This window comes from Pseudarthrobacter sp. efr-133-R2A-89, from assembly GCF_030209315.1.
In the GTDB taxonomy this organism is placed as follows: domain Bacteria; phylum Actinomycetota; class Actinomycetes; order Actinomycetales; family Micrococcaceae; genus Arthrobacter.
Genome location: NZ_JARVSE010000013.1, coordinates 76577 through 98743 on the forward strand (window position 1 = coordinate 76577; position 22167 = coordinate 98743).

The 22167-nt window shown below is 66.9% G+C and carries 22 protein-coding genes and 1 tRNA gene; 18 read left to right on the plus strand and 5 right to left on the minus strand.

The annotated features are described in order from the left end of the window. Nucleotide 1 precedes the first annotated feature (1 nt). The gene (locus QRM95_RS19590) at nucleotides 2-1915 is read left to right on the plus strand and encodes an ABC transporter ATP-binding protein (protein ID WP_285249093.1); all 1914 of its coding nucleotides are present in this window, start codon (nucleotides 2-4) and stop codon (nucleotides 1913-1915) included. On the opposite strand, the gene QRM95_RS19595 is transcribed toward QRM95_RS19590, so the two are convergent. The 3 genes from QRM95_RS19595 to QRM95_RS19605 all read right to left on the minus strand — a co-directional run bounded on the left by QRM95_RS19595 (nucleotide 1912) and on the right by QRM95_RS19605 (nucleotide 2890). After that, on the minus strand, nucleotides 1912-2334 hold the full coding sequence (locus QRM95_RS19595; RefSeq protein WP_285249094.1) for an NUDIX hydrolase: 423 nt from the start codon (nucleotides 2332-2334) through the stop codon (nucleotides 1912-1914). The genes QRM95_RS19590 and QRM95_RS19595 overlap by 4 nt on opposite strands. Then, on the minus strand, nucleotides 2331-2816 hold the full coding sequence (locus QRM95_RS19600) for a DUF6314 family protein (RefSeq protein WP_285249095.1): 486 nt from the start codon (nucleotides 2814-2816) through the stop codon (nucleotides 2331-2333). The genes QRM95_RS19595 and QRM95_RS19600 overlap by 4 nt, the downstream gene beginning before the upstream one ends. A gap of 1 nt (nucleotide 2817) precedes the next feature. Further along, nucleotides 2818-2890, minus strand: a tRNA-Arg gene (locus QRM95_RS19605). A gap of 82 nt (nucleotides 2891-2972) precedes the next feature. Between QRM95_RS19605 and QRM95_RS19610 the strand changes: the two genes are divergently transcribed. Continuing rightward, on the plus strand, nucleotides 2973-3743 hold the full coding sequence (locus QRM95_RS19610) for a DUF998 domain-containing protein (protein ID WP_285249096.1): 771 nt from the start codon (nucleotides 2973-2975) through the stop codon (nucleotides 3741-3743). Here QRM95_RS19610 and QRM95_RS19615 read toward each other — a convergent pair. Continuing rightward, a complete protein-coding gene (locus QRM95_RS19615; RefSeq protein WP_285249097.1) occupies nucleotides 3740-4366 on the minus strand; it encodes a hypothetical protein in 627 nt (208 codons plus the stop codon). The genes QRM95_RS19610 and QRM95_RS19615 overlap by 4 nt on opposite strands. Before the next feature lie 32 nt (nucleotides 4367-4398). Between QRM95_RS19615 and QRM95_RS19620 the strand changes: the two genes are divergently transcribed. Together QRM95_RS19620 and pcrA are read left to right on the plus strand one after the other, a co-directional pair. Further along, entirely contained in the window at nucleotides 4399-5229 is an 831-nt protein-coding gene (locus QRM95_RS19620) for an inositol monophosphatase family protein (protein WP_285249098.1), read from the plus strand. 77 nt (nucleotides 5230-5306) lie between these two features. Then, nucleotides 5307-7799 (plus strand): DNA helicase PcrA, encoded by a 2493-nt coding sequence (gene pcrA / locus QRM95_RS19625; RefSeq protein WP_285249099.1) that lies wholly within the window; start codon nucleotides 5307-5309, stop codon nucleotides 7797-7799. A 57-nt stretch (nucleotides 7800-7856) separates the two neighbouring features. Here pcrA and QRM95_RS19630 read toward each other — a convergent pair whose 3' ends face one another. Then, on the minus strand, nucleotides 7857-8438 hold the full coding sequence (locus QRM95_RS19630) for a TetR/AcrR family transcriptional regulator (protein WP_285249100.1): 582 nt from the start codon (nucleotides 8436-8438) through the stop codon (nucleotides 7857-7859). A gap of 121 nt (nucleotides 8439-8559) precedes the next feature. Here QRM95_RS19630 and QRM95_RS19635 point away from each other — a divergent pair, with 121 nt between their 5' ends. The 14 genes from QRM95_RS19635 (at nucleotide 8560) to QRM95_RS19700 (ending at nucleotide 22143) form a co-directional block, all read left to right on the plus strand. Then, a complete protein-coding gene (locus tag QRM95_RS19635) occupies nucleotides 8560-9237 on the plus strand; it encodes an NADPH-dependent F420 reductase (protein ID WP_285249101.1) in 678 nt (225 codons plus the stop codon). A gap of 18 nt (nucleotides 9238-9255) precedes the next feature. After that, the gene (locus QRM95_RS19640) at nucleotides 9256-10062 is read left to right on the plus strand and encodes a zinc-binding dehydrogenase (RefSeq protein ID WP_285249221.1); all 807 of its coding nucleotides are present in this window, start codon (nucleotides 9256-9258) and stop codon (nucleotides 10060-10062) included. 51 nt (nucleotides 10063-10113) lie between these two features. After that, nucleotides 10114-10662: an NAD(P)H-dependent oxidoreductase gene (locus tag QRM95_RS19645; RefSeq protein ID WP_285249102.1), complete on the plus strand. Its 549-nt coding sequence runs from the start codon at nucleotides 10114-10116 to the stop codon at nucleotides 10660-10662. 60 nt (nucleotides 10663-10722) lie between these two features. After that, nucleotides 10723-11400 (plus strand): hypothetical protein, encoded by a 678-nt coding sequence (locus QRM95_RS19650; RefSeq protein WP_285249222.1) that lies wholly within the window; start codon nucleotides 10723-10725, stop codon nucleotides 11398-11400. 224 nt (nucleotides 11401-11624) lie between these two features. Next, nucleotides 11625-12794 (plus strand): ADP-forming succinate--CoA ligase subunit beta, encoded by a 1170-nt coding sequence (gene sucC, locus QRM95_RS19655; RefSeq protein ID WP_285249103.1) that lies wholly within the window; start codon nucleotides 11625-11627, stop codon nucleotides 12792-12794. Nucleotides 12795-12804: 10 nt separating this feature from the next. Continuing rightward, nucleotides 12805-13707 (plus strand): succinate--CoA ligase subunit alpha, encoded by a 903-nt coding sequence (sucD, locus tag QRM95_RS19660; RefSeq protein ID WP_018762176.1) that lies wholly within the window; start codon nucleotides 12805-12807, stop codon nucleotides 13705-13707. Between the two features lie 174 nt (nucleotides 13708-13881). Then, a complete protein-coding gene (locus tag QRM95_RS19665; protein WP_285249104.1) occupies nucleotides 13882-14613 on the plus strand; it encodes a FadR/GntR family transcriptional regulator in 732 nt (243 codons plus the stop codon). Nucleotides 14614-14839: 226 nt separating this feature from the next. After that, nucleotides 14840-16189: an MFS transporter gene (locus tag QRM95_RS19670; protein WP_285249105.1), complete on the plus strand. Its 1350-nt coding sequence runs from the start codon at nucleotides 14840-14842 to the stop codon at nucleotides 16187-16189. A gap of 9 nt (nucleotides 16190-16198) precedes the next feature. Next, nucleotides 16199-16975, plus strand: a complete 777-nt coding sequence (locus QRM95_RS19675; protein WP_285249106.1) for an SDR family NAD(P)-dependent oxidoreductase — start codon at nucleotides 16199-16201, stop codon at nucleotides 16973-16975. Nucleotides 16976-17093: 118 nt separating this feature from the next. After that, nucleotides 17094-17783, plus strand: a complete 690-nt coding sequence (locus tag QRM95_RS19680) for a GntR family transcriptional regulator (protein WP_109863842.1) — start codon at nucleotides 17094-17096, stop codon at nucleotides 17781-17783. Between the two features lie 141 nt (nucleotides 17784-17924). After that, a complete protein-coding gene (locus QRM95_RS19685; RefSeq protein ID WP_285249107.1) occupies nucleotides 17925-18923 on the plus strand; it encodes a sugar phosphate isomerase/epimerase family protein in 999 nt (332 codons plus the stop codon). A gap of 43 nt (nucleotides 18924-18966) precedes the next feature. Beyond that, nucleotides 18967-20688, plus strand: a complete 1722-nt coding sequence (gene dhaL / locus QRM95_RS19690) for a dihydroxyacetone kinase subunit DhaL (RefSeq protein ID WP_285249108.1) — start codon at nucleotides 18967-18969, stop codon at nucleotides 20686-20688. 10 nt (nucleotides 20689-20698) lie between these two features. Then, nucleotides 20699-21193, plus strand: a complete 495-nt coding sequence (locus QRM95_RS19695; RefSeq protein WP_285249109.1) for a ribose-5-phosphate isomerase — start codon at nucleotides 20699-20701, stop codon at nucleotides 21191-21193. Beyond that, nucleotides 21190-22143 carry a 3-hydroxyacyl-CoA dehydrogenase family protein gene (locus QRM95_RS19700; protein WP_285249110.1) on the plus strand — a complete coding sequence of 318 codons (954 nt, stop codon included), beginning with the start codon at nucleotides 21190-21192 and terminating at the stop codon, nucleotides 22141-22143. The genes QRM95_RS19695 and QRM95_RS19700 overlap by 4 nt, the downstream gene beginning before the upstream one ends. Nucleotides 22144-22167 lie beyond the last annotated feature (24 nt).

Genomic DNA, 22167 nt, shown 5'->3' on the forward strand with positions numbered 1-22167 from the left:
CATGAGCATGGACCGCGTGGCCTGGAGCTCGCTCTACAACATCAGCACCGCCAAGAGCGGCTCGAAGCCGTTCTCCAAGGAAACTTTGAAACGGGTGCTGGCCTTCGCCGCCCCGCACAAGGGCAAGCTCATCGCCTTTGTGCTGTCCTCCATCGTCGCGGCTTTCCTTGCCGTGGCCACCCCGGTGCTGGCCGGCCAGGTGGTTGACGCCATCATCGCCAAGGCCGGCGCCGGCACGGTGATCTGGCTGGCGGTCCTGATTGCCATCGTCGCCGTCGCGGAGGCCGGGGTGGGCCTGTTGACCCGCTGGCTCTCCTCGACCATCGGCGAAGGCGTCATCGTGGACCTGCGCACGCGGGTGTTCGACCACGTGCAGCGGATGCCCATCGCCTTCTTCACCCGCACCCGGACGGGAGCCCTGGTCAGCCGCCTCAACAACGACGTCATCGGGGCACAGTCCGCTTTCGCCGGAACCCTCTCCGGCGTCGTGAGCAACTCGGTGGCGCTGATCCTGACGCTGGCCGTAATGCTCAACAGGTCCTGGTTGGTGACCGTCCTGGCAATGGTGCTGCTGCCGATCTTCCTGATCCCGGCCCGGCGCATGGGCTCCAAACTGGCGGACTTGCGCCGCGAAGCCGCAGCGCACAACGCCGCGATGGGCACGCAGATGACGGAGCGGTTCTCCGCGCCGGGTGCCACCTTGGTCAAGCTGTTCGGCCGCCCGGATGAAGAGTCCCGGGAGTTTGCCGCCCGGGCCGGCCGGGTGCGCGACATCGGCGTCCGGATGGCCATGCTGCAGTTCACGTTCGTCACTGCCTTGACCCTGGTGTCCGCGCTCGCGCTGGCACTGGTGTACGGCCTGGGCGGCTGGCTTGCCCTTGGCGGACAGCTCGCGCCCGGGGACGTGGTGGTCCTGGCGCTGCTCCTGACCCGGCTTTACGCCCCGCTCACCGCGCTGTCAAACGCCCGGGTGGAGGTCATGAGCGCGCTGGTGAGCTTTGAACGCGTGTTTGAAATCCTCGACCTGAAGCCACTGATCCAGCAGAAACCGGACGCCGTGCCCGTGCCCGCCGGGCCGGTGTCGGTGGAATTCGACAACGTCCGCTTCGCCTACCCCTCGGCGGACAAGGTCTCCCTGGCGTCGCTGGAGGACGTCTCCACGCTGGACACCCGCGGCGGCGAGGAAGTGCTGCACGGCATCAGTTTCCGCGTGGAGCCTGGCCAGACGGTGGCGCTGGTGGGCTCCTCCGGGGCGGGCAAGTCCACAATCGCCCAGCTGCTGTCACGGCTGTACGACGTCGATTCGGGCGCGGTGCGGCTGGGCGGCACCAGGCCGGGGTCCGGCCTCGACGTGCGGGACACCACCTTCGACTCGCTGCGCGACACCCTGGGCATGGTGACCCAGGACGGGCACCTGTTCCACGAGTCCATCGCCTCCAACCTGCGCCTGGCCCGGCCGAATGCCACCGAAGACGACATGTGGTACGTGCTCCGGCAGGCACGGCTGGAAGGCATGATCCGGTCCCTGCCGGACGGGCTCGACACCGTGGTGGGGGAGCGGGGCTACCGGCTCTCCGGTGGTGAACGCCAGCGATTGACCATCGCGCGGCTCCTCATCGCCCAGCCGCGGGTGGTCATCCTGGACGAGGCCACCGCAGCACTGGACTCGACGAACGAAGCCGCCGTCCAGGCAGCCTTGGGCGCGGCGCTCGAGGGCCGGACCGCCGTCGTGATTGCCCACCGGCTCTCCACCGTGCGAGCCGCCGACGCCATCCTGGTGGTGGAAGACGGCCGGATTGTCGAACGCGGAACCCACACCGAACTGCTGGCCGCGGGCGGCCGCTACTCGGAGCTGTACCGGACCCAGTTCGCCGAAGCCACCGCCGTCGCGGAGGAAGCCGTCCCTGAGTTCTAGCGGACCTGCGGCCGCGCGGCCAGCACGGGCAGGATATGGTCCGTGAGCAGTGGTGCGAGGTCCGCCGGGAGGGATGCGCAGTCCGTCCCGGCATAGTCCAGCCAGCGGATCTCGGCGATCTCCGCGGCCGGGTTGGCCTGCCAGGTTCCCGGGGCGAGGAAGACGGTTGCCTCGATGTCGGTGGCGGCCTCGTTGGCGGCATCGGCCACCCAGACCCCCATCAGTTCCAGATCCTCCGGACGCACCACGATGCCCACTTCTTCGGCCAGCTCGCGGGCGGCGGCCTCCACCGCAGTTTCGCCCGGCTCCGGTTTGCCGCCGGGGTGCATGAACATGTCCGTACCGCGTTTGCGGACCGTCAAGAGCCGTCCGGCGTCGTCGAATACACAGACGGCGGAGACCACGATCCTGTCCTTCATGCGGGAATCCTTTCCAAGTGCGAGACCAGCAGCAGGTCCTTACGGGGACCGATGACGTCCCAGCTGTAGCTGAACCGGTCAGGTGACTGGCAGGTGTAGGTCACGCGGTAGGTATCAGGGTCACACCAGTGCGCGTCCTGGCTGGCATCCGGGGTAAAGCTCATCCGGTGGAACGGGCGGCCGTCCGGGAAGAACACGTCCAGGGCGTCCGGCCGCGGGGACGCCTTCAGCACGTACTCCCGCGAGGCGGGACCTGTGAAAGCAGGCCAGCGCATGGTGCCTTCCTCACGAAGGGCCAGGCCGTCGCCGTCCATTGCGGTGTAGAGCACGACGCCGGCAAAGGTTCCGCGGGTGCCGTCCGACCTGTCCAGCAGATCGCGCTCCACCCGCCAGCGTCCCGGCCGCTCCGGTGCGGCGGGACCGTCCGCCGGGCTGCCCAGGAGGTAGGCGCGAAGGAGGGACTGCGGGGAACTGGAGTTCAAGTGCCCTCGATTGGAATCGAACCAACGACACCGGCTTTAGGAGAGCCGTGCTCTATCCACTGAGCTACGAGGGCGGGCATTCGGCAACCGGCGGGGCCGGCTGGTCCGAACACGGTTACAAGCATACAAGGTGCCGGGCCGTACTACGCTCAAAGCATGAGTCCAGCTCCGACTGCCGCTCCCGCTGCCGCCTACCTGCCGGACACCGCGTCCACCCGGCACTACATCGGTGCCTGGTCCGTGCTAAGCGTGCTGCAGTACTTCCTCGCCGAGGCGGTGGTGGCCATCGCCTGGGCCGGCCCGCGTCCGTATGACCTCAGGACCGGCTACATCAGCGACCTTGGTGCGCTGCACTGCGGCGTCCATGCCGGGCGGCAGGTGTGCTCGCCGCTGAACTGGGTGATGAACGGCTCGTTCGTCCTCCAGGGCCTTGGACTCCTGCTGGGTGCGGTGCTGCTGAGCTCGGGGTTGCTGTGCGTGGCGGCACGGCATGGTGCCCGGGTTGACCGTACACACCGGAAACCCCTGCTGGCCGCGGTATGGGTGCGGGTGCTGACCGGGGCCGCTGGGGCCGGAACCGTGGTGGTGGGCCTGGTCCCGGAGGACGCCGGCTCACCCTTGCATTACGTGGGGGCCATAACCTACTTCCTGGCCGGCGGGTCTGCCCTGCTGGTCCTGGGCATCCTGTGGCGGCGGCAGACGGGGATGGCGTGGTTCCTGCTGGTCTGCGGAGGCGTGTCGCTGGCGGCCGTGGCGACCGGCGGCCTGACCCGCATGGACGTGCCCGAGCCCGGCACGCTGGAACGGCTGATGGGCTATCCGGTGACGGTGGGGATGGCCGCCGCAGGTTTGGTCATTGCCCAGCGGGTGCGGCGGCACCGGAAGGAACGGCGGGCCGCGGCGCGCGCCGCGGCCACAGCTGCCTAACGCTCTTTCCGTTCCCGCCTGTTGAGGAACACCGAGGCGGCCCCGGCCACGAGGCTCAGCACCAGAAGGACCCAGCCGGCGACGGTGAGGCCGGACGCCAGGGCGACCTGGCCGGCGTCGGGACCTTCCGTGCCCATCATGGTGTCGATGGCCACGTTGCCCCACAGCCGCACCACCACGAACAGCATGGGCAAGGCCCAGAGCGCCCAGCGGAGCGCCTTCCGCGCCACGTTGGTCCCGATGAGGAGAAGCCAGGTAAAGCCAAAAATCAGCGGGAAGAGCGTCCCGGCGGTCTTGTGGACGTAGCTCAGCTGGCCCAGGGCGTCGCCGTTCATGACCGCCTGCAGCCGGCCGATGTAGCCGGCATCGAAGCCGCCCACCAGCGAATCCGGCATGGCCATCTCCTGGGAGAGCTGGGTGAGCTGGGACAGGGTCAGCAGGTGCAGGTACCAGAACAGGAACAGGCTGGCCACCACGCCGGCAATGACAATGAGGTTGCTGTTGCCTTGCGCCTTTTCGGGCGTGCGCGCGGTGGTGGGGTTGACCACCGGTGGCAGGTGATGCTGCGGCACAACCGCGTTGGCGCCGTGCTTCTTGATCCGCTGGGCGGGGGTTTTGGCCATGGCACCATTATCCCGCCCCATAAACTGAACCCATGACCACTGGCCGACACAGCGCAGCTGTTCTTGACCCCTCATTGGACGACTACGAACTGGCGGCGGCGCTGGTCCGTGAAGCCGGACAGCTGGCGCTCCTCATGCGCATGGCCGGCCTGGAATCCGAACAGAAGACCTCCGTCTCGGACGTGGTGACTGCGGCCGACCACGCCGCGGAGGCCTATGTGCTGGAGCAGCTGCGGCGCTGCAGGCCGGAAGACGGCATCCTGGGCGAGGAGAGCGCGTCCGTCCAGGGAACCAGCGGGCGGACCTGGGTGATCGACCCCGTGGACGGCACCTACAACTTCCTGCATGGCTCCACTTACTGGTGTTCAGCCATAGCGCTCAAGGATTCCGCCGACGTGCTGCTTGGCGCCGTCTTCCAGCCGGAGGAGGACAAACTCTGGCTCGGCGGACGGGACCGGCCTGCCACCCGTAACGGCGAAGCGCTCACCGTCTTCTCCGGCGACAGCGGCAAGCGGAACACCACTCCCGTGGCCGAACTCGGCGCCGCCACCTACATCCACCCCACGTGGCTGATGGATCCCCTGTGCGCCATGCCGTGGCACGCCGCGGCGACGTCCGCAGCGTCCCTCCGCATGCTGGGCTCGGGTTCCTGCGACCTGGGCCGGGTGGCGGACGGCCAGTTGGGGTGCTGGTTCCAGCACAGCTGCCCGGAGTGGGACTGGCTGCCGGGCAAGGCAATCGTCCGGGCAGCCGGGGGCGCCGTGGACACCGTCCGGGTCAACGGCCTGGAGTGGTTCCTGGCCGGAGGAACGACGGCGGTCCGGGAGTTGCGTGCGGCCCTCCTGTCAGGCTCGGTGGCGTAGCACCACCGCGGGCCCACAGCCCGTAATCCACAGCCTGGAAGGCGGTGTCGGTCCCACCGCCTAGACTTGTAGGCACCATGGATATGTTGTTTGACCCATACTCTGACGGGCCGTTCAAGGCCGCTCCTGCCACCACCGCCCGCACCAAGTCGCCCTCCGAGGGCGCCGTTGCGGTCCCCGCGGGCGGGGGAGGCGTGCGCGCCGGACAGGCACCGGAAGGGCATTCCCGGGGCCACCGCCCGGATGCCGGAGCCTTGCTGGAGGGGTTGAACCCGCAGCAGGAAGAGGCGGTCAAGCACTCAGGCCCGGCGCTGCTGATCGTCGCCGGTGCAGGATCCGGCAAGACCCGCGTGCTCAGTAACCGGATCGCCTACCTGATCGCCACCGGCCGTGCCCACCACGGCGAAATCCTGGCCATTACCTTCACCAACAAAGCGGCCGCTGAAATGCGGGAGCGCATCGAAGCGCTGGTGGGCGGACGCGCCAAGATCATGTGGATCTCCACGTTCCACTCGTCCTGCGTGCGCATCCTGCGGCAGGAGGCGGCCAACGTCGGGCTGAAATCGAACTTCTCCATTTACGACTCCGCCGACTCCCTGCGGCTGGTTACCCAGGTCTCCAAGTCCCTTGACCTGGACCCCAAGAAGTTTGCGCCCAAGGCCATCCAGCACAAGATCTCCGCGTTGAAGAACGAATTGATCGACGCCGACTCCTTTGCCTCCGAGGCCAACTACAACGATCCGTTCGAGCACGCCGTTGCGGACGTCTACAAGGGTTACACCCAGCGCCTCCGGCAGGCCAACGCGATGGACTTTGACGACCTCATCGCCGAAACCGTCTACATGTTCCGTGCCTTCCCGGCCTTGGCAGAGTCCTACCGCCGCCGGTTCCGCCACGTCCTGGTGGACGAATACCAGGACACCAACCACGCCCAGTACGCGCTGGTGCGCGAAATTGTGGGCGAAGGGCCGGGCGCCTCGGAACTGACCGTGGTGGGCGATTCCGACCAGTCCATCTACGCCTTCCGCGGCGCTGACATCCGCAACATCGTGGAATTCGAAAAGGACTACCCCGAAGCCCGGACCATCAAGCTGGAGCAAAACTACCGCTCCACCCAGAACATCCTGAGCGCCGCCAACTCGGTCATCTCGCGCAACCCCAACCGGCCCGAAAAGCGGCTCTGGACGGCCGAGGGCGAAGGCCACAAAATCATCGGATACGTGGGCGAGAACGAGCACGACGAAGCGCAGTTCATCGCCAAAGAGATCGACCGGCTCCAAGACGAAGACAACCTGCGGCCCGGTGATGTCGCCATCTTCTACCGGACCAATGCCCAGTCCCGCTCCATCGAGGATGTGCTGGTGCGCGTGGGCCTGCCCTACAAGGTGGTGGGCGGCACGCGCTTCTACGAACGCAAGGAAATCAAGGACGCCCTGGCGTACCTTCGGGTCCTGGTCAACCCGGACGACGACGTCAATCTCCGCCGGGTGCTGAACGAGCCGAAACGCGGCATCGGCGACCGCGCCGAGGGTGCGGTGGCAGCGCTGGCCGAGCGTGAGCGGACCTCCTTCATGGCAGCTGCCCGGCGCGCCGACCAGGCACCCGGGATGGCCACCCGGTCCGTCAATGCCGTCCTGGGCTTCGTGAAGATGCTGGACGACCTCGCCGAGGTGGCGGTGGGGTCCGGCGCCGCCGCCGCACTCGAAGCTGTCCTGGAGCAGACCGGATACCTGGCCGCGCTGCGCTCCAGCACCGATCCCCAGGACGAATCCCGGGTGGAAAACCTGGCGGAACTGGTTGCCGTGGTCCGTGAATATGAACAGGAAAACCCGGAAGGCAGCCTGGCCGCGTTCCTGGAGCAGGTGTCCCTGGTGGCCGACGCCGATCAAATCCCGGATGCCCCCGGCGCGGACATTGATGCCGCGGTGGCCGAGGCAAAGCGTCTCGGCGTGGTCACGCTGATGACCCTGCACACGGCCAAGGGCCTGGAATTCCCGGTGGTGTTCCTCACCGGCATGGAACATGGACTATTCCCGCACCAGCGATCCGCCACCGATCCCAAGGAGCTGGCAGAGGAACGCCGGCTGGCCTACGTGGGACTCACCCGTGCCCGCAAGCGGCTGTACGTGACCCGCTCCGAGGTCCGCAGCATGTGGGGGCAGAGCCAGTACAACCCTGCCAGCCAGTTCCTCGAGGAGATTCCCGCAGAGCTGCTGGAGTGGAAGCGTGAGGGCACCAGCCGGCAGTCGTGGGCCGGCGGAGGTTCCATCGGATCCGGCCGTTACAGCGGGTCCTTCTGGGGCGCCGGCACGTCCCGCGGAGCGGCGGCAGATTCTTCTGCCGGGTTCAATGCCGACGTTCCGGCGTTCCTTGCCAAGACCCGGGTGCAACCGCAGAAGGAAATCATCGCCGTCAGCGTGGGGGACAAAGTCAACCACACCAGCTTCGGAAACGGTACGGTCCTGGCGCTCGAGGGGGCGGGGGACAAGACGGTCGCCAAGGTCAAGTTCGACGTCGGCGAGAAGCGCCTGCTGCTGCGCTACGCGCCGTTGACCAAGCTCGACGCCTAGGGGCGGACGAGCAGGCGGACGCCCGGGCTGCCGCCCTGAGCATCCGCCGTTGCGGCGTTAACTGCGTGCGGGGCAGGACGTGGCCACCAGGCGGCGGGCCATCTCCACCGCACGCGATCCATACACGGCGCCGTCCAGGACCGCGGCCGTGGCGTAGGCGCCGTTGAGGACAATGAGGAGTTCTTCGGCGAGCCGGTCCGGGTCCTCGGCCCCTGCCTCGGCCGCCAGGGTGTGGAACCAGTCGCGGACCTGCTGCTTGTGCGCGACCGCGGCGAGGTGGGCCGGGTGCACGCCGTCGGGGAACTCCGTGTTGGTGTTCAGCATGGGGCACCCCCGGTAGCTGCTTCCGGCGCAGTCGGAGGCCAGTATTTCGAACACGGCAATGAGCTTGTCCTGCGGCGATCCTTGCCCGCCGGCAGCCTCACGCATGCGCTCGAACCAGGCGTCTGCCCGGCCCTGGACATAAGCCGTGGCCAGGGCGTCCTTGGTGGGGAACTGGCGGTAGACGGTCGCGTTGCCCACCCCGCACTCCTTGACCACGGTGTCCATGCCCACCGCCCGTATGCCGTGCGCGTAGAACAGCCGCGTGGCCACCCCAAGTACGTTGCGCCGGTTTTCCTCAGCCGTCCTGCGCGCCACAATTCTCCTCCAGTGTGCTCCAATACCGACCGACCCAGTTTGACAGACGGAACGATCCGTCACAAACTTGTGAACGATCCGTCACATTGAATGGCGGCGCCGCCATCACCAGGAGAACACCATGAAGACAGCAGTACTTGGAACCGGAATGGTTGGCCGGACCATCGCCGCACGCCTCGCGGAGCTCGGCCATTCCGTCACCGTCGGCACCCGCGACCCCGCTGCCGCGATGTCCCGGACCGCAGCTGACGCCATGGGCAACCCTGCCTTTGGGACCTGGGCTGCGGAGAACCCGGCCATCAAGGTGGCACGTTTCTCCGACGCGGCGGAAGGTGCCGGGCTGATTGTCAACGCAACCAACGGCGGTGCATCGCTCGAGGTGCTGGAGCAGGTCGGTGCCGCAAACCTCGACGGTGCGGTAGTCCTGGACATCGCCAACCCGCTCGACTTCAGCAACGGCATGCCCCCCACCCTTTTTGTCAAGGACACCGACTCCCTGGCGGAGCAAATCCAACGGGCCTTCCCCGCAGCCCGCGTCGTCAAGGCCCTCAACACCATGAATGCGGACCTGATGGCCTACCCCGGTCAGCTGTCCGACCCCGGCTCTGTCTTCGTCTCCGGCAACGATGCCGAAGCCAAGGCCGTGGTCACCGGACTCCTGAAGGACTTCGGCCACCAGGACATCATCGACCTCGGAGACATCACCACGGCACGCGGAACCGAAATGCTGCTGCCCGTCTGGCTCCGCCTGTGGGGCGCCCTCGGAACGCCTGCCTTCAACTTCAAGATCGTCCGCTGAAAGGACGGAACCGTTGAGCTGCTGGGCGACGGCGTGACCCGGTGGGCGCCCGGCCAGCGCGTGGGCGTCGGATGGTTTGGCGGGGCGTGCTTTCAGTGCGACCCATGCCGGCGCGGGGATTTCATCTCCTGCGAGGCCGGAAAGATCACCGGGCTGACCGCTGACGGCGGCTATGCAGAGTACGTCGTCGCCCCGGCTGATGCCCTCGCTGCCGTTCCCGACGCACTAACGCTTGCGGAAGCCGCACCGTTGATGTGCGCAGGCGTCACCACCTTCAACGGCTTGCGCCACAGCGGTGCCCGGCCGGGAGACCTGGTTGCCGTCCTTGGGGTGGGGGGCCTCGGCCACCTCGGTGTCCAGTTCGCGGCCAAGATGGGATTCGAAACCGTCGCCATTGCGCGCGGCGCCGAAAAGGAACCGTTTGCCCGTGACCTCGGCGCCCACCACTACATTGACAGCCTCAGTTCCGACGTCGCCGCGGAACTGAGGGGCCTCGGCGGTGCCGCCGTCGTCCTCGCCACCGTCACCGACTCCCATGCGATGTCTGCCGCCGTTCCGGGACTCGCGGCCCGTGGCCGGCTCGTGGTCCTTGGCGTCCCGCACGAACCAGTCCCGGTTAACGCCGGCCTCCTCGTGGGCGGCAGCCGCTCGATCGGCGGACATGCCTCCGGGACGGCAAAAGACTCCGAGGACGCGCTTCGCTTTGCGGCGATGACCGGGGTGCGCCCCCTGATCGAAACCTACCCGCTCGTGCAGGCAGCCGAGGGTTTCAACCGGATGATGTCCGGCCGGGCGCGCTTCCGCGTGGTCCTGACCAATGACTAGGCCCCTGGCGCCGGAACCCGAAGCTGCACTGGAAGGACATACGAACACTCCATGACCAACCAACGCACACTTGTCATCGTGGCCCACCCCGATTTGTCAGGATCCCGGGTCGCCGCACACCTCACCGCCTCCATCGGGGACCTTGATGGTGTCACGGTCCGGGACCTGGCGGCCCTCTACCCTGACCGTCGCGTGGACGCCGAACTGGAACAGCGGTACCTGCGGGAACACGACACCATCGTGCTGCAGTTTCCCTGGCACTGGTATTCCGTTCCCGGGCTGCTGAAGGAATGGATGGACCAGGTGCTCACCCGCGGTTTTGCCTACGGCGCCGGTGGGGACGCGCTGCACGGGAAGCGCCTGCAGCTTGTCACCTCAACCGGCGGACCGGAATCCTCGTACTCGCCAGCCGGCCACAACCGCTTCACCATGGCCGAGCTGCTGCGGCCCCTGGAAGCCACCGCACACCTCTGCGGGCTGGACATGGCCGAGCCCCTGGTCCTGCACGGGGCGCATGGGGCGACGCCGGAAGAACTGGCGGCGCATTCCCGGCGATACCGGGACCTGCTCTCCGCGGTGCCTGCAACATCAGGCAGCTGAGCGCGCCCCGTCTGCCGGCGGCGGGGCATAATGGAGGCCATGCGACGGACTGTATGGGGGATGCTCGCCGCCCTTTTCCTGATGGCCGGCACCGGATGCTCGGTGACGACCAGCGACCCTTCCTATGTCCCGCCGCCACCGCGGCCGCCGATGGAGCAGCTGGCGAACGCGCCGCTGGCCGACGCGAAGCAGTTCTCCAGCGGCGGCGATGTCCTCTCCTTCATTACCGCGGACCGGACCGTCGCCTGCTCGTTGACCTCCGCACGCGGAGATCACCTGAACCTGCCGTACGAGCAGAACAGCTACAGCGATGCGGCCAACAACAAGCTGCCCATCGTCCCCGTGGCCCACTGTGAATTGGCCGCCTATCCGGCGCCGAAAGCCGCCGATATCAAGGACGACTGCGCAGGAACCCACCTGGGCTACCTCGGCGGCACAGCCCTGCTTGCGCCGGACAGTGCACGCTACGGCGAGTGCCGTTCCGGCGTCACGACCATGGAGGCAACCTACGGGCCCAAGGGAAACAAGGCAGGGCCGCTGGCCCAGCTGCCTGTGCTTGCCGACGGGCAGAACCTGGAGCGCAACGGACTGCGCTGTTCGGCCTACAACGGCGGTGTGGCGTGCGGAAACGTCTCCGCCGGCGTCGGATTCTTCGTTTCAACTGAACGTTACGAGCTGATTCCCGGACCGGACAAAAGCACCGCACCGCCGCAGGCAGGGGCCTCAAAAACCCCGTAAATCCGCGGTTTTTCTACGCCCCATAGAATAGTGTGCTTACTCACATAAGAGGTAGTCTGGGACGGCCCGGCCGCTCCAAAGGACTAGAGTTCCCCATGGAGCATTACGCCGCGTGGCTCGTTTCCAGACAGGCCGCCGGTGCGTGCAATCCGCAGCCCGGTCATCGTCCTTCCGATGGTGTCCGACTGTACAGAAACTACTTCGACGTAGAAGGACACTAAACCGTGGACCTGTTTGAATACCAGGCGCGCGATATGTTCGAGGCGCACGGTGTACCCGTGCTTGCCGGCATCGTGGCGTACACCCCAGAAGAAGCAAAGGCAGCTGCCGAGAAGATCGGCGGCGTGACTGTTGTCAAGGCACAGGTCAAGGTTGGCGGTCGCGGCAAGGCCGGCGGCGTCAAGGTCGCGAAGTCTGCCGACGAGGCGCTTGAGCACGCCACCAACATCCTGGGCATGGACATCAAGGGCCACACCGTTAACAAGGTGATGATCGCCCAGGGTGCAGACATCGCCGAGGAATACTACTTCTCCGTCCTGCTGGACCGGGCCAACCGCAACTACCTGGCCATGTGCTCGGTTGAAGGCGGCATGGAAATCGAGCAGCTCGCCGTCGAACGCCCCGAAGCGCTGGCCAAGATCGCCATCGACCCCGCCGTGGGCATCGACCAGGCCAAGGCCGACGAAATCGTCGCAGCCGCAGGCTTCGCCGAGGAACTGCGCGGCAAGGTCGCCGCCGTGATCCTCAAGCTCTGGGATGTCTTCAAGAAGGAAGACGCCACCCTGGTGGAAGTCAACCCGCTCGTCAAGACCGGCGCCGGCGACATCGTCGCCCTGGACGGCAAAGTCTCCCTCGACGAGAACGCCGACTTCCGGCACGCCAAGCACGCGCAGCTCGAAGACAAGGATGCTGCAGACCCCCTTGAGGCCAAGGCAAAGGCGCAGGACCTCAACTACGTCAAGCTCGACGGCGAAGTTGGCATCATCGGCAACGGTGCAGGCCTGGTCATGTCCACCCTGGATGTCGTTGCCTATGCCGGCGAAAACCACGGCAACGTCAAGCCCGCCAACTTCCTGGACATCGGCGGCGGAGCCTCCGCCGAGGTCATGGCCGCCGGCCTGGACGTCATCCTGGGCGACGAGCAGGTCAAGTCCGTGTTCGTCAACGTCTTCGGCGGCATCACCGCCTGCGACGCCGTCGCCAAGGGCATCGTTGGCGCGCTGGCCGAGCTGGGCCACTCCGCCAACAAGCCGCTGGTAGTCCGCCTTGACGGCAACAACGTCGAGGAAGGCCGCCGCATCCTCACCGAGGCCAACCACCCGCTGGTAACCCTGGCCGCCACCATGGACGAGGGCGCCGACAAGGCCGCCGAGCTCGCCAACGCAGCTAAGTAAGGGACGCACCATGTCTATCTACCTCAACAAGGATTCCAAGGTCATCGTCCAGGGCATCACCGGCGGCGAAGGCACCAAGCACACCGCCCTGATGCTCAAGGCAGGCACCAACATTGTTGGCGGCGTCAACGCCCGCAAGGCCGGCACCACGGTCCTGCACGGCGACAAGGAAATCAACGTCTACGGCACCGTCAAGGAAGCCATGGCTGAAACCGGCGCCGACGTCTCCATCGTCTTCGTGCCGCCGGCCTTCACCAAGAACGCGGTCGTCGAAGCCATCGAGGCAGGCATCGGCCTGGTCGTGGTCATCACCGAAGGCGTTCCGGTCCAGGACTCCGCCGAATTCTGGGCGCTGGCACAGTCGAAGGTGGACGCCGACGGCAACCAGGTCACCCGCATCATCGGCCCGAACTGCCCCGGCATCATCACTCCCGGCGAAGCACTGGTGGGCATCACCCCCGCCAACATCACCGGCAAGGGCCCGATCGGCCTGGTCTCCAAGTCCGGCACCCTGACCTACCAGATGATGTACGAACTGCGCGACCTGGGCTTCTCCACCGCCATCGGCATCGGCGGCGACCCCATCATCGGCACCACCCACATTGACGCCCTGGCAGCCTTCGAGGCTGACCCGGAGACCAAGGCCATCGTGATGATCGGTGAAATCGGCGGCGACGCCGAAGAGCGTGCTGCCGACTTCATCAAGGCCAACGTCACCAAGCCGGTTGTTGGCTACGTGGCCGGATTCACGGCTCCCGAAGGCAAGACCATGGGCCACGCAGGCGCCATCGTCTCCGGTTCCGCCGGTACCGCCCAGGCCAAGAAGGAAGCCCTCGAGGCCGCAGGCGTGAAGGTCGGCAAGACGCCGTCCGAGACCGCCAAGCTGCTGCGCGAGGTTTTCGCAGCCCTCTAGGGGGCCCTGCACTCAGCGCGGGGCCACTCCCGGCCCGCCCCATCAGATGGGGCGGACTGGCAGTGGCCCCGCGTTCGGCGTTTAAGCGGGTCGTGTAACCGACGTCGCTGCGCTGCCTGCGTCGAGTAGGGTTGAAGGGCAAGAGGGGTCACGGTGCCCAGGCAGGGGAGCAGGATGGCAGAGACGCGGCGCACGCTGGTTGACGTCGTCGTGGACAAGGTCCTTGAGCACATTCTTAGCGGAGAGATCAAGGCCGACGACGCCCTGCCGCCGGAGGCGGACATCGCCAAGGAATCCGGGGTCAGCAGGCTGACGGCCCGGGAGGCCATGAAAGTGCTGAAGGCCCAGAACGTGGTGTACGTCAAGCGCGGCCTCGGCACATTCGTCAACCCGCCCGAACGCTGGACCGGCATGGACGCGATCATGCAGGCGGCCTCCAGGGGAGTAGCCTCCGACCAGGTGGCCCTTCGCCTGCTCGAGGTCCGCCGGATGGTGGAGACCGGGGCGGCCGAACTCGCTGCCTCCCGCCATCGCCCGGCTGACCTTGCTGCCCTGCGGGAGAGCGTGGAGCAGATGGAAGCGGCGCACAATGCCGGAGACGTCGATGCCCTGACCGTTGCCGACATCGCGTTCCATGACACAGTGCTGCGGGCGTCCGGCAACCCGTTTGTCCCTGCCCTGCTGGGCCAGCTTTCCACCCTGTTGTATGCCATGCGCCGCGAAACTTCAGCCTTCCCCGACGTGCAGCGCCACGCCATCCACCACCACAAGATGGTCCTTGCAGCCATCGCTGCGGGCGATCCTGCCACGGCGCGCTCCACGATGGACGCCCACATCACCCAGACCTTCGAGGACTACGAGAACTTCCTCGCCGTCTCAAGCCGAAACGACGCCGCGGCCGGCTAGCCACTGCCGGGTGCAAACCCGGTTTTGCGCGTCCGGACGCGATTCTTCCTGCCGCCCGCGGGCAGCCTCCTGCATGTGTTGACGCCCACATCCGCCTGTGGCTAGAATCTCAGTCAGACATCAGACATCTGATATCAAAATCCCCCGAAATGCCGCCAGCCAAAGGAGTCGTTATGTGCGCGCATTCCCCTCTTGAAGGTCCCCACGCCACTGCGGGAGGCCAGCGATGAGCTCCCGTACCGCCGCCCCCGCACTCAGCGAACTGGGCGAAACCACCCTCCGCAAGGTCCGTCGGCGGCTGATGCCCCTGATCGTCCTTCTGTACTTCATCGCCTACCTCGACCGGAACAACGTCGGCTTCGCCAAGCTTGGCATGCAGGGCGACATCGGCCTCACCGAGGCTGCCTATGGCCTGGGTGCCGGCATCTTCTTCCTGGGCTACGCCCTGCTGGAAATCCCCAGCAACGGCGGCATGTACCGCTACGGTGCCCGCAAGTGGATTGCCCGCATCCTGATCAGCTGGGGCATCTTCGCCACGGCCATGTTCCTGGTCAACGGCGAAGCCACTTTCTACGTGATCCGCTTCCTGCTTGGAGCGGCCGAGGCCGGCTTCTTCCCGGCCATCCTCTTCTACCTGACCCTGTGGTTCCCCGCGGCGCAGCGCGTGACTGTGCTTGGCATCTTCATCCTGGCCCAGCCCATCTCCAACGCCCTCGGTGCTCCCGTCTCCGGCATGCTCCTGAACCTGGAAGGCGTCGCGGGCCTGCACGGCTGGCAGTGGATCTACATCCTTGAAGGCATCCCCGCCATCATCCTGGGCATCATCACGCCCTTCGTCATGACGGACCGCCCGGAACACGCCAAGTGGCTCAAGCCGGAGGAGCGCGAATGGCTCTCTACGACCATGGCCGCGGAACTGGCGGACAAGCAGAAGTCCGGCAACCACAACTTCCTGGCCGGCTTGAAGGACCCGCGCACCATCGCCTACTCGGCGCTGTACTTTGGCCTGGTCTGCGGCATCTATGGCCTGGGGCTCTGGCTGCCCACCATCGTCAAGGCGCTTGGTACGTTCGACTCCACCCAGGTGGGATTCATCGTCTTCATCCCGTACGCCATCGCAGCGGTGTTCGTCTACTTCTGGAGCAAGCGGTCCGACCGCACCGGCAACCGTGTGTGGCACGCCAGCATGAGCATGGTGCTCGCCGCCGTCGGCCTCCTGGGCGCCGGGTACCTGCTCCCGGTCAATGCCGTGCTGGCCATGGTCTTCCTGACGCTCGCGGCCATGGGGATCTACTCGGCGATCGCACCCTTCCTGGCCATGCCGTCGGCCGCCCTCACCGGCGCTGCGGCCGCAGCGGGCCTTGCCATGGTCAACTCCCTTGGCAACCTGGGCGGCTTCGTGGCCCCCTACATCGTGGGCATCCTCAAGGACGCCACGGGGAACAGCCAGACCGGCCTGGTGTTCCTGGCCGCCTGCCTGGCCGTGACCGCCGCCGCCACCTACCTCTACGCACGCAAGCGGCCCGAAGGTGCCTCCGCCCCCGGAGCCACCGTGCCTGCCCCCGAAACCCACTAGGAGACCCCCATGACCACACAGCACATCTTCCCCGCGGAGCGCACCGCCGTCCTGACCGGTGCGGCGTCGGCGCGCGGCATCGGCCGAGCCACGGCTGACCGGCTGGCCAGCGAGGGCTGGTCCATCGCGATCCTGGATATCAATGCCGAGGACGCCCAGGCGGCAGCCGCCGAAATCGGTTCCAGCCAGGCGGTCAAAGCGATCGGCGTGGGAGCCGACGTGTCGGACGAAGCATCCGTGGACCAGGCCATCACGGAGATCGAGCAGGCCCTTCCGCCTATCGTGGGACTGGTCAACCTGGCCGGAATCAGTTCGCCCACCCCCTTCATGGAGACCACCGTGGCGGAATGGGACAAGGTCTTCGCCATCAACATGCGCGGCACGTTCATCGTGTCCCAGCGCGTCCTCAAAGGCATGATCGAACGCGGACTGGGCAGGATCGTCAGCATCTCCTCCATCTCCGCCCAGCGCGGCGGCGGCACCTACTCCAAAGTGGCATACAGTGCCTCCAAAGCAGGAATCCTGGGCTTCACCCGTGCCCTGGCCCGGGAAGTGGGCGAGCACAACATCACCGTGAACGCGATCGCGCCGGGCCCGATCGACACGGACATCATGGGCGGCACGCTGACCGACGAGCGGAAAGCCCAAATGTCGGAGGGCATCATGATGGGCCGGGTGGGAACCAGGGAAGAAGTGGGTGCCCTGATCGCCTTCCTCCTGGGCGAGGACGCCGGTTACATCACTGCGGCCACCTACGACATCAACGGCGGCCTGCAGGTCTCCTGACCGCGCAGCCGGGACTGGTGCCGTGCGGCGTGGCGGCCGCACGGTACCGGCGTGGGTGTGCCCGGGGACACCCGGCTCCGCAGCGTTCCCGCCAGTTCACCGGCTATAGGATTTCTACATGGCAACCAAAAACCAGGCCTCGGGCGGCGTCAGCAGGCAGGTCCTCGCCGACCACGTTTACGAGGCGCTCCTGGGTGCCTTGATGGACGGCCGGCTGGAAGCCGGTACCCCCGTCAGCATTGATGGCATGGCCCGGGAACTGGACGTTTCCCCGACCCCGGTCCGTGAGGCGCTCGCGCGGCTGGAAGCCACCGGTATGGTCCGGCGGATGGCCCTGCGCGGATACCGGGTGGCGCCCCTGTTCTCTCCGGAAGAGCTTGCAGACCTGATGGACGCGCGGCTGGTGATCGAACCGGCCAATGCCTTCATGGCCTGCAAGCACGCGGACCAGGAACTCACCGGGCGGCTCCAGCAGGCCATCGAGGACCTCAAAGCGGCGCCCCGCGGCCCATCGTTCGCCGAGTTCCGCGCTTATTGGGAAGCGGACGAACGCTTCCACCGCATGATCGCCGAATCGGCGAACAACCAGTTCCTGCTGTCCGCGTACAACGCCCTTGGTGGCCAGGTGCAGCGTTTCCGTTTCTTCGGGGGCCTGGGCGTCACGGACGCCGACTACGCCATTGCCGAGCACACGGAGATCCTGAAAGCCTTTGAAGCCGGCGACGCCGAGCTTGCCCGGCAGAAGATGATCGACCACATCGAAGGCGTCAAGCAGCGCTCGCAACACGACAGCGAAGTGCGGAACTAGCAGCACCGCCCGGCGCTGTCCTGGCGGCCCCGCGGCCCCCGGTCGCCACCTCATGGCCCATTGGCCTCCACAAGACCCCTTGACAATGTCGTCGAACAGCATAGATCCTATAGGAAATGCGATTCATGATCTGGAGTGACAATGCCGTACACCGCTGAAAACTGGCCCATCGCCGCTGCCCTGCTGCAGTTCCCCGGAACCCGGCCGGACGGAACCGCCGTCCAGGACGCCCCTGCCGGAGACTGGCAGCAGGTCTTCGAAGAAGTCGCCGACGCCGGTTTCACCAATGCCGACCTCACCGACAGCTGGGTCCGCCCCGGCGACCTTTCCAGCGCCCGGCTGGACGAGCTGAAAGCCGCTGCCACGGCCGCCGGCCTCGGACTTCCCTCCATCTCGGCCATCCGCCGCAGCGTGATCGAGGAAGGCAACTGGGAAGAAAACCTTGCCTACACCCACCGCACGCTCGACGCCGCAGCACAGCTTGGCTGCGAGGTGGTCTCGATCGGGCTGCACCAGGCCATCACCCCCGAGCAGCGGAAGCAACTGTGGTTCTGGACCGTCGAGGGCCACAAGGACCCGGTGGGTGACAAGGAATGCTGGAACAACGCCGTCACCCGCATCCGCGAAGTGGGCAAGCACGCCGCCGACCTTGGCCTCCTGGTGTCGCTGGAGATGTACGAGGACACGTACCTGGGCACCGGCGATTCCTCCGTGCAGCTGGTCCAGGACATCGACCTGCCCAACGTAGGGCTGAACCCGGACCTGGGTAACCTGATCCGCCTGCACCGCCCCATCGAAGACTGGCGGGAGCTGGTGCACAAGACCCTGCCGTACTCCAACTACTGGCACGTCAAGAACTACATCCGCGATGAAAACCAGGCCCGCAACCAGTACGTCGCCATGCCGGCTCCCATGGAATCAGGCCTCATCAGCTACCGCGAGGCGTTCCAGTTCGCCATCTCCGTCGGCTTCCAGGGCATCATCTGCACGGAGCACTACGGCGGCGACGGCCTGAGCGTCACCGCCGCCAACCAGGAGTACCTCCGGCGCCAGGTCCTGCCCAAGCGCGACGGCTACGCCCTGGGCACCAGCCTGGTGGCGCAGGGCCGGCAAACCCCCGCGGCAGTCCCTGCACGCTAGCCGGCAGGCTTCCCAACCGATCCAACGGGTTCAACGAGGAATCATGACAAGAATATTTGACGATCCAGCGCAGTTCGCAGACGACGCCCTTGACGGTTTCGTGGCCGCCAACCGCCAGTATGTGGCGCGTGTTGACGGCGGTGTTGTCCGTTCCACCGAAACTCCCGAGGGCCAGGTGGCGGTGGTCATCGGTGGCGGCTCCGGCCACTACCCCGCCTTCGCCGGCCTGGTGGGGGCCGGGCTCGCCGCCGGAAGCGCCTGCGGCAACATGTTTGCCTCTCCCTCCGCGGGGCAGGTCTACCGCGTTGCCAAGGCAGCCCAGACCGGCGGCGGCGTCCTCCTCAGCTACGGCAACTACGCCGGCGACGTCCTCCACTTCGGCCAGGCCCAGGACAAGCTGAACGCCGAAGGCATCCAGACCCGGACCGTGCTGGTCACCGACGACATCGCCAGCGCACCGGCCGAAGAGATCGGCAAGCGCCGCGGCATCGCCGGCGACCTCACGGTCTTCAAGGTTGCCGGCGCTGCGGCAGAAGCGGGACTGGACCTCGACGAGGTGGAGCGGCTTGCCACCAAGGCGAACCACCACACCCGCTCCTTGGGCGTGGCGTTCGCGGGATGCACCCTTCCCGGAGCAGCAGAGCCCCTCTTCACCGTGCCGGAAGGCATGATGTCGGTGGGACTGGGCATCCACGGCGAACCCGGCATCTCCGAGCAGCCGCTTCCCACCGCCAGTGAATTGGCCAAGCTGCTGGTGGACGGCCTGCTGAAAGACAAGCCCGCAACCGCCGGCCGCCGGGTAGTGCCCCTCCTCAACGGCCTGGGGACCGTGAAGTACGACGAACTCTTCCTGCTGTTCGGCCGGATCGAAGCCCTGCTCACCGCGGCCGGACTGGAGATCATCGAGCCCGAGTGCGGTGAGCTGGTCACCAGCCTCGACATGTCCGGCCTGTCCCTGACGCTGTTCTGGCTGGACGCCGAACTGGAGAAGTTCTGGGCCGCCCCCGCCGACACGCCGGCCTTCCGCAAAGGCAACCTGGCACCCCGCCGCGCCCGCGCCGTCGAATCCCTGGCCGAGGCGGCAACCATCACGGCGCTGGCAGCCACTCCGGCGTCAACCGCCCTGGCCGCCACCGCGGTTGACGCGCTGAAGGAGGCGCGCGCCGTCGTCGTCGAACACGAAGACGCCCTGGGAAAGCTGGACGCCATCGCCGGGGACGGCGACCACGGCATCGGCATGCGGCGCGGCGTGGACGCTGCCGTAGCCGCCGCGGAGCAATCCCACGCCGGCGGCGCCGGCCTGGAGGAAGTCCTTGCGGCGGCAGGGGAGCAGTGGGCCGAGCGGGCCGGGGGTACCTCCGGGGCCCTCTGGGGCGCGGCCGTCACCGCCGTCGGCAGGACCCTGGGCAGCAAGGACGCCTACACCGCCGCCGACGCGACCGCGGCCGTCAACGCCCTCCGCGACGCCATCATCACCCTGGGCAAGGCGGAACCCGGGGACAAGACCATGGTGGATGCGCTGCTTCCGTTCGCCGAGACCTTTGCCAAGGCAATAGACGACGGCGACAGCCTGGCCGCAAGCCTCAGTGCGGCAGCGGAGGCGGCAGCAAAAGCCGCTGACGAGACCGCAGGCCTCAGCCCGAAGAAGGGCAGGGCCCGGCCGCTGGCCGAGAAGAGCCTCGGCCACCCGGACCCGGGCGCGGTCTCCTTCGGCCTCATTGCCCGCAGGGTGGCCGACTACGCCGCCACCGTTGAAAGCCACTAAGGAGAAACGCATGACCGAGAACACCAAACCCGGCTGGCGCATTGTCGTCGGCAATGACGAGGCCGGCGTGGAATACAAGAATGCCCTGCGCGAACTGTTGGAAGCGGACCCGCGCGTCGCCTCGGTGGAGGACGTGGGCGTTGGCGCCGATGACACCACCGCCTACCCGCACCTGGCCGTCGCTGCTGCCCGCAAGGTAGCGGCCGGTGAGGCGGACCGTGCCCTCCTGATCTGCGGAACCGGCCTGGGCGTCGCCATCTCAGCCAACAAGGTGCCGGGCATCCGGGCCGTTACCGCCCACGACAGCTACTCGGTGGAACGGTCCGTACTCTCCAACAACGCGCAGGTCCTGACCATGGGCCAGCGCGTCATCGGCCTGGAACTGGCCAAGAAACTCGTGGGCGAGTGGCTGGACCACCGCTTCGACGAAAATTCCGCATCCGCGGCCAAAGTAGACGCCATCTCCTCCTACGAGGACGCGTCGGAAGGACAAGAGGACAAATGAGCACTCGCAACATCGCCGTCGTCGGCTCAGGCTACATGGGCGGCGGGATCGCCCAGGTCCTGGCCCTTGCCGGGGCCCGGGTTGCCTTGGCCGACGTCTCCGCCGACATCGCGCAAAGCAACTACGAACGGCTGCTGAAGGAATCCGACGAATTCGTCGCAGCCGGGCTGTTCCCCGCCGGCGCCACCGAAAAGCTCAAGGAAAACCTCTGGGCCGCCAAAGACATCGAGGAGGCCGTGGCCGGCGCCGAGTACATCGAGGAAGCCGTGCCGGAGGTCCTGGAGATCAAGCACGCCACCCTGGGCCGGATCAGCGCCGCAGCCCGCCCGGACGCCATCATCGGTTCCAACACGTCCACCATCTCCATCGCCAAACTGGCCGAGGTAGTGGACAACCCGGAGCGCTTCCTGGGCGTCCACTTCTCAAATCCGGCTCCCTTCATCCCCGGTGTGGAAGTCATTCCGCACGAGGGCACCTCAGAGGCCACCGTCCAGGCAGCCCGTGCCATCGTGGGGGAGACCGGCAAGGAAACAGCCACCGTCAAGGACGTTACCGGCTTCGTGCTGAACCGGCTCCAGTATGCCCTGTTCCATGAGGCAGCCCAGGTGGTGGAGGAAGGCATTGCCACCGCGGAGGACGTGGACACTCTGGTACGCACCACCTTCGGCTTCCGGCTGCCGTTCTTCGGGCCGTTCGCCATCGCCGACATGGCCGGCCTGGACGTGTACGCATTCTGCTACAAGTCCCTCCAGACGGGGTTCCCGGAGCGGTTCGCCACCCCGGCGATCCTGCAGGAAAAGGTCGACGCCGGGCAGTTGGGCACCAAGACCGGGTCCGGCTTCCTGGACGTCCCCGCAGACCGGACCGCCGCCCTGGTTGCCTACCGGAACAAGGCGTATGTCGCCATGCAGAAGCTCATCGAGGAACTGGGCCCGGCACCGCTTTCCTAAGCCGCCCGTCCACCCCACACGAAG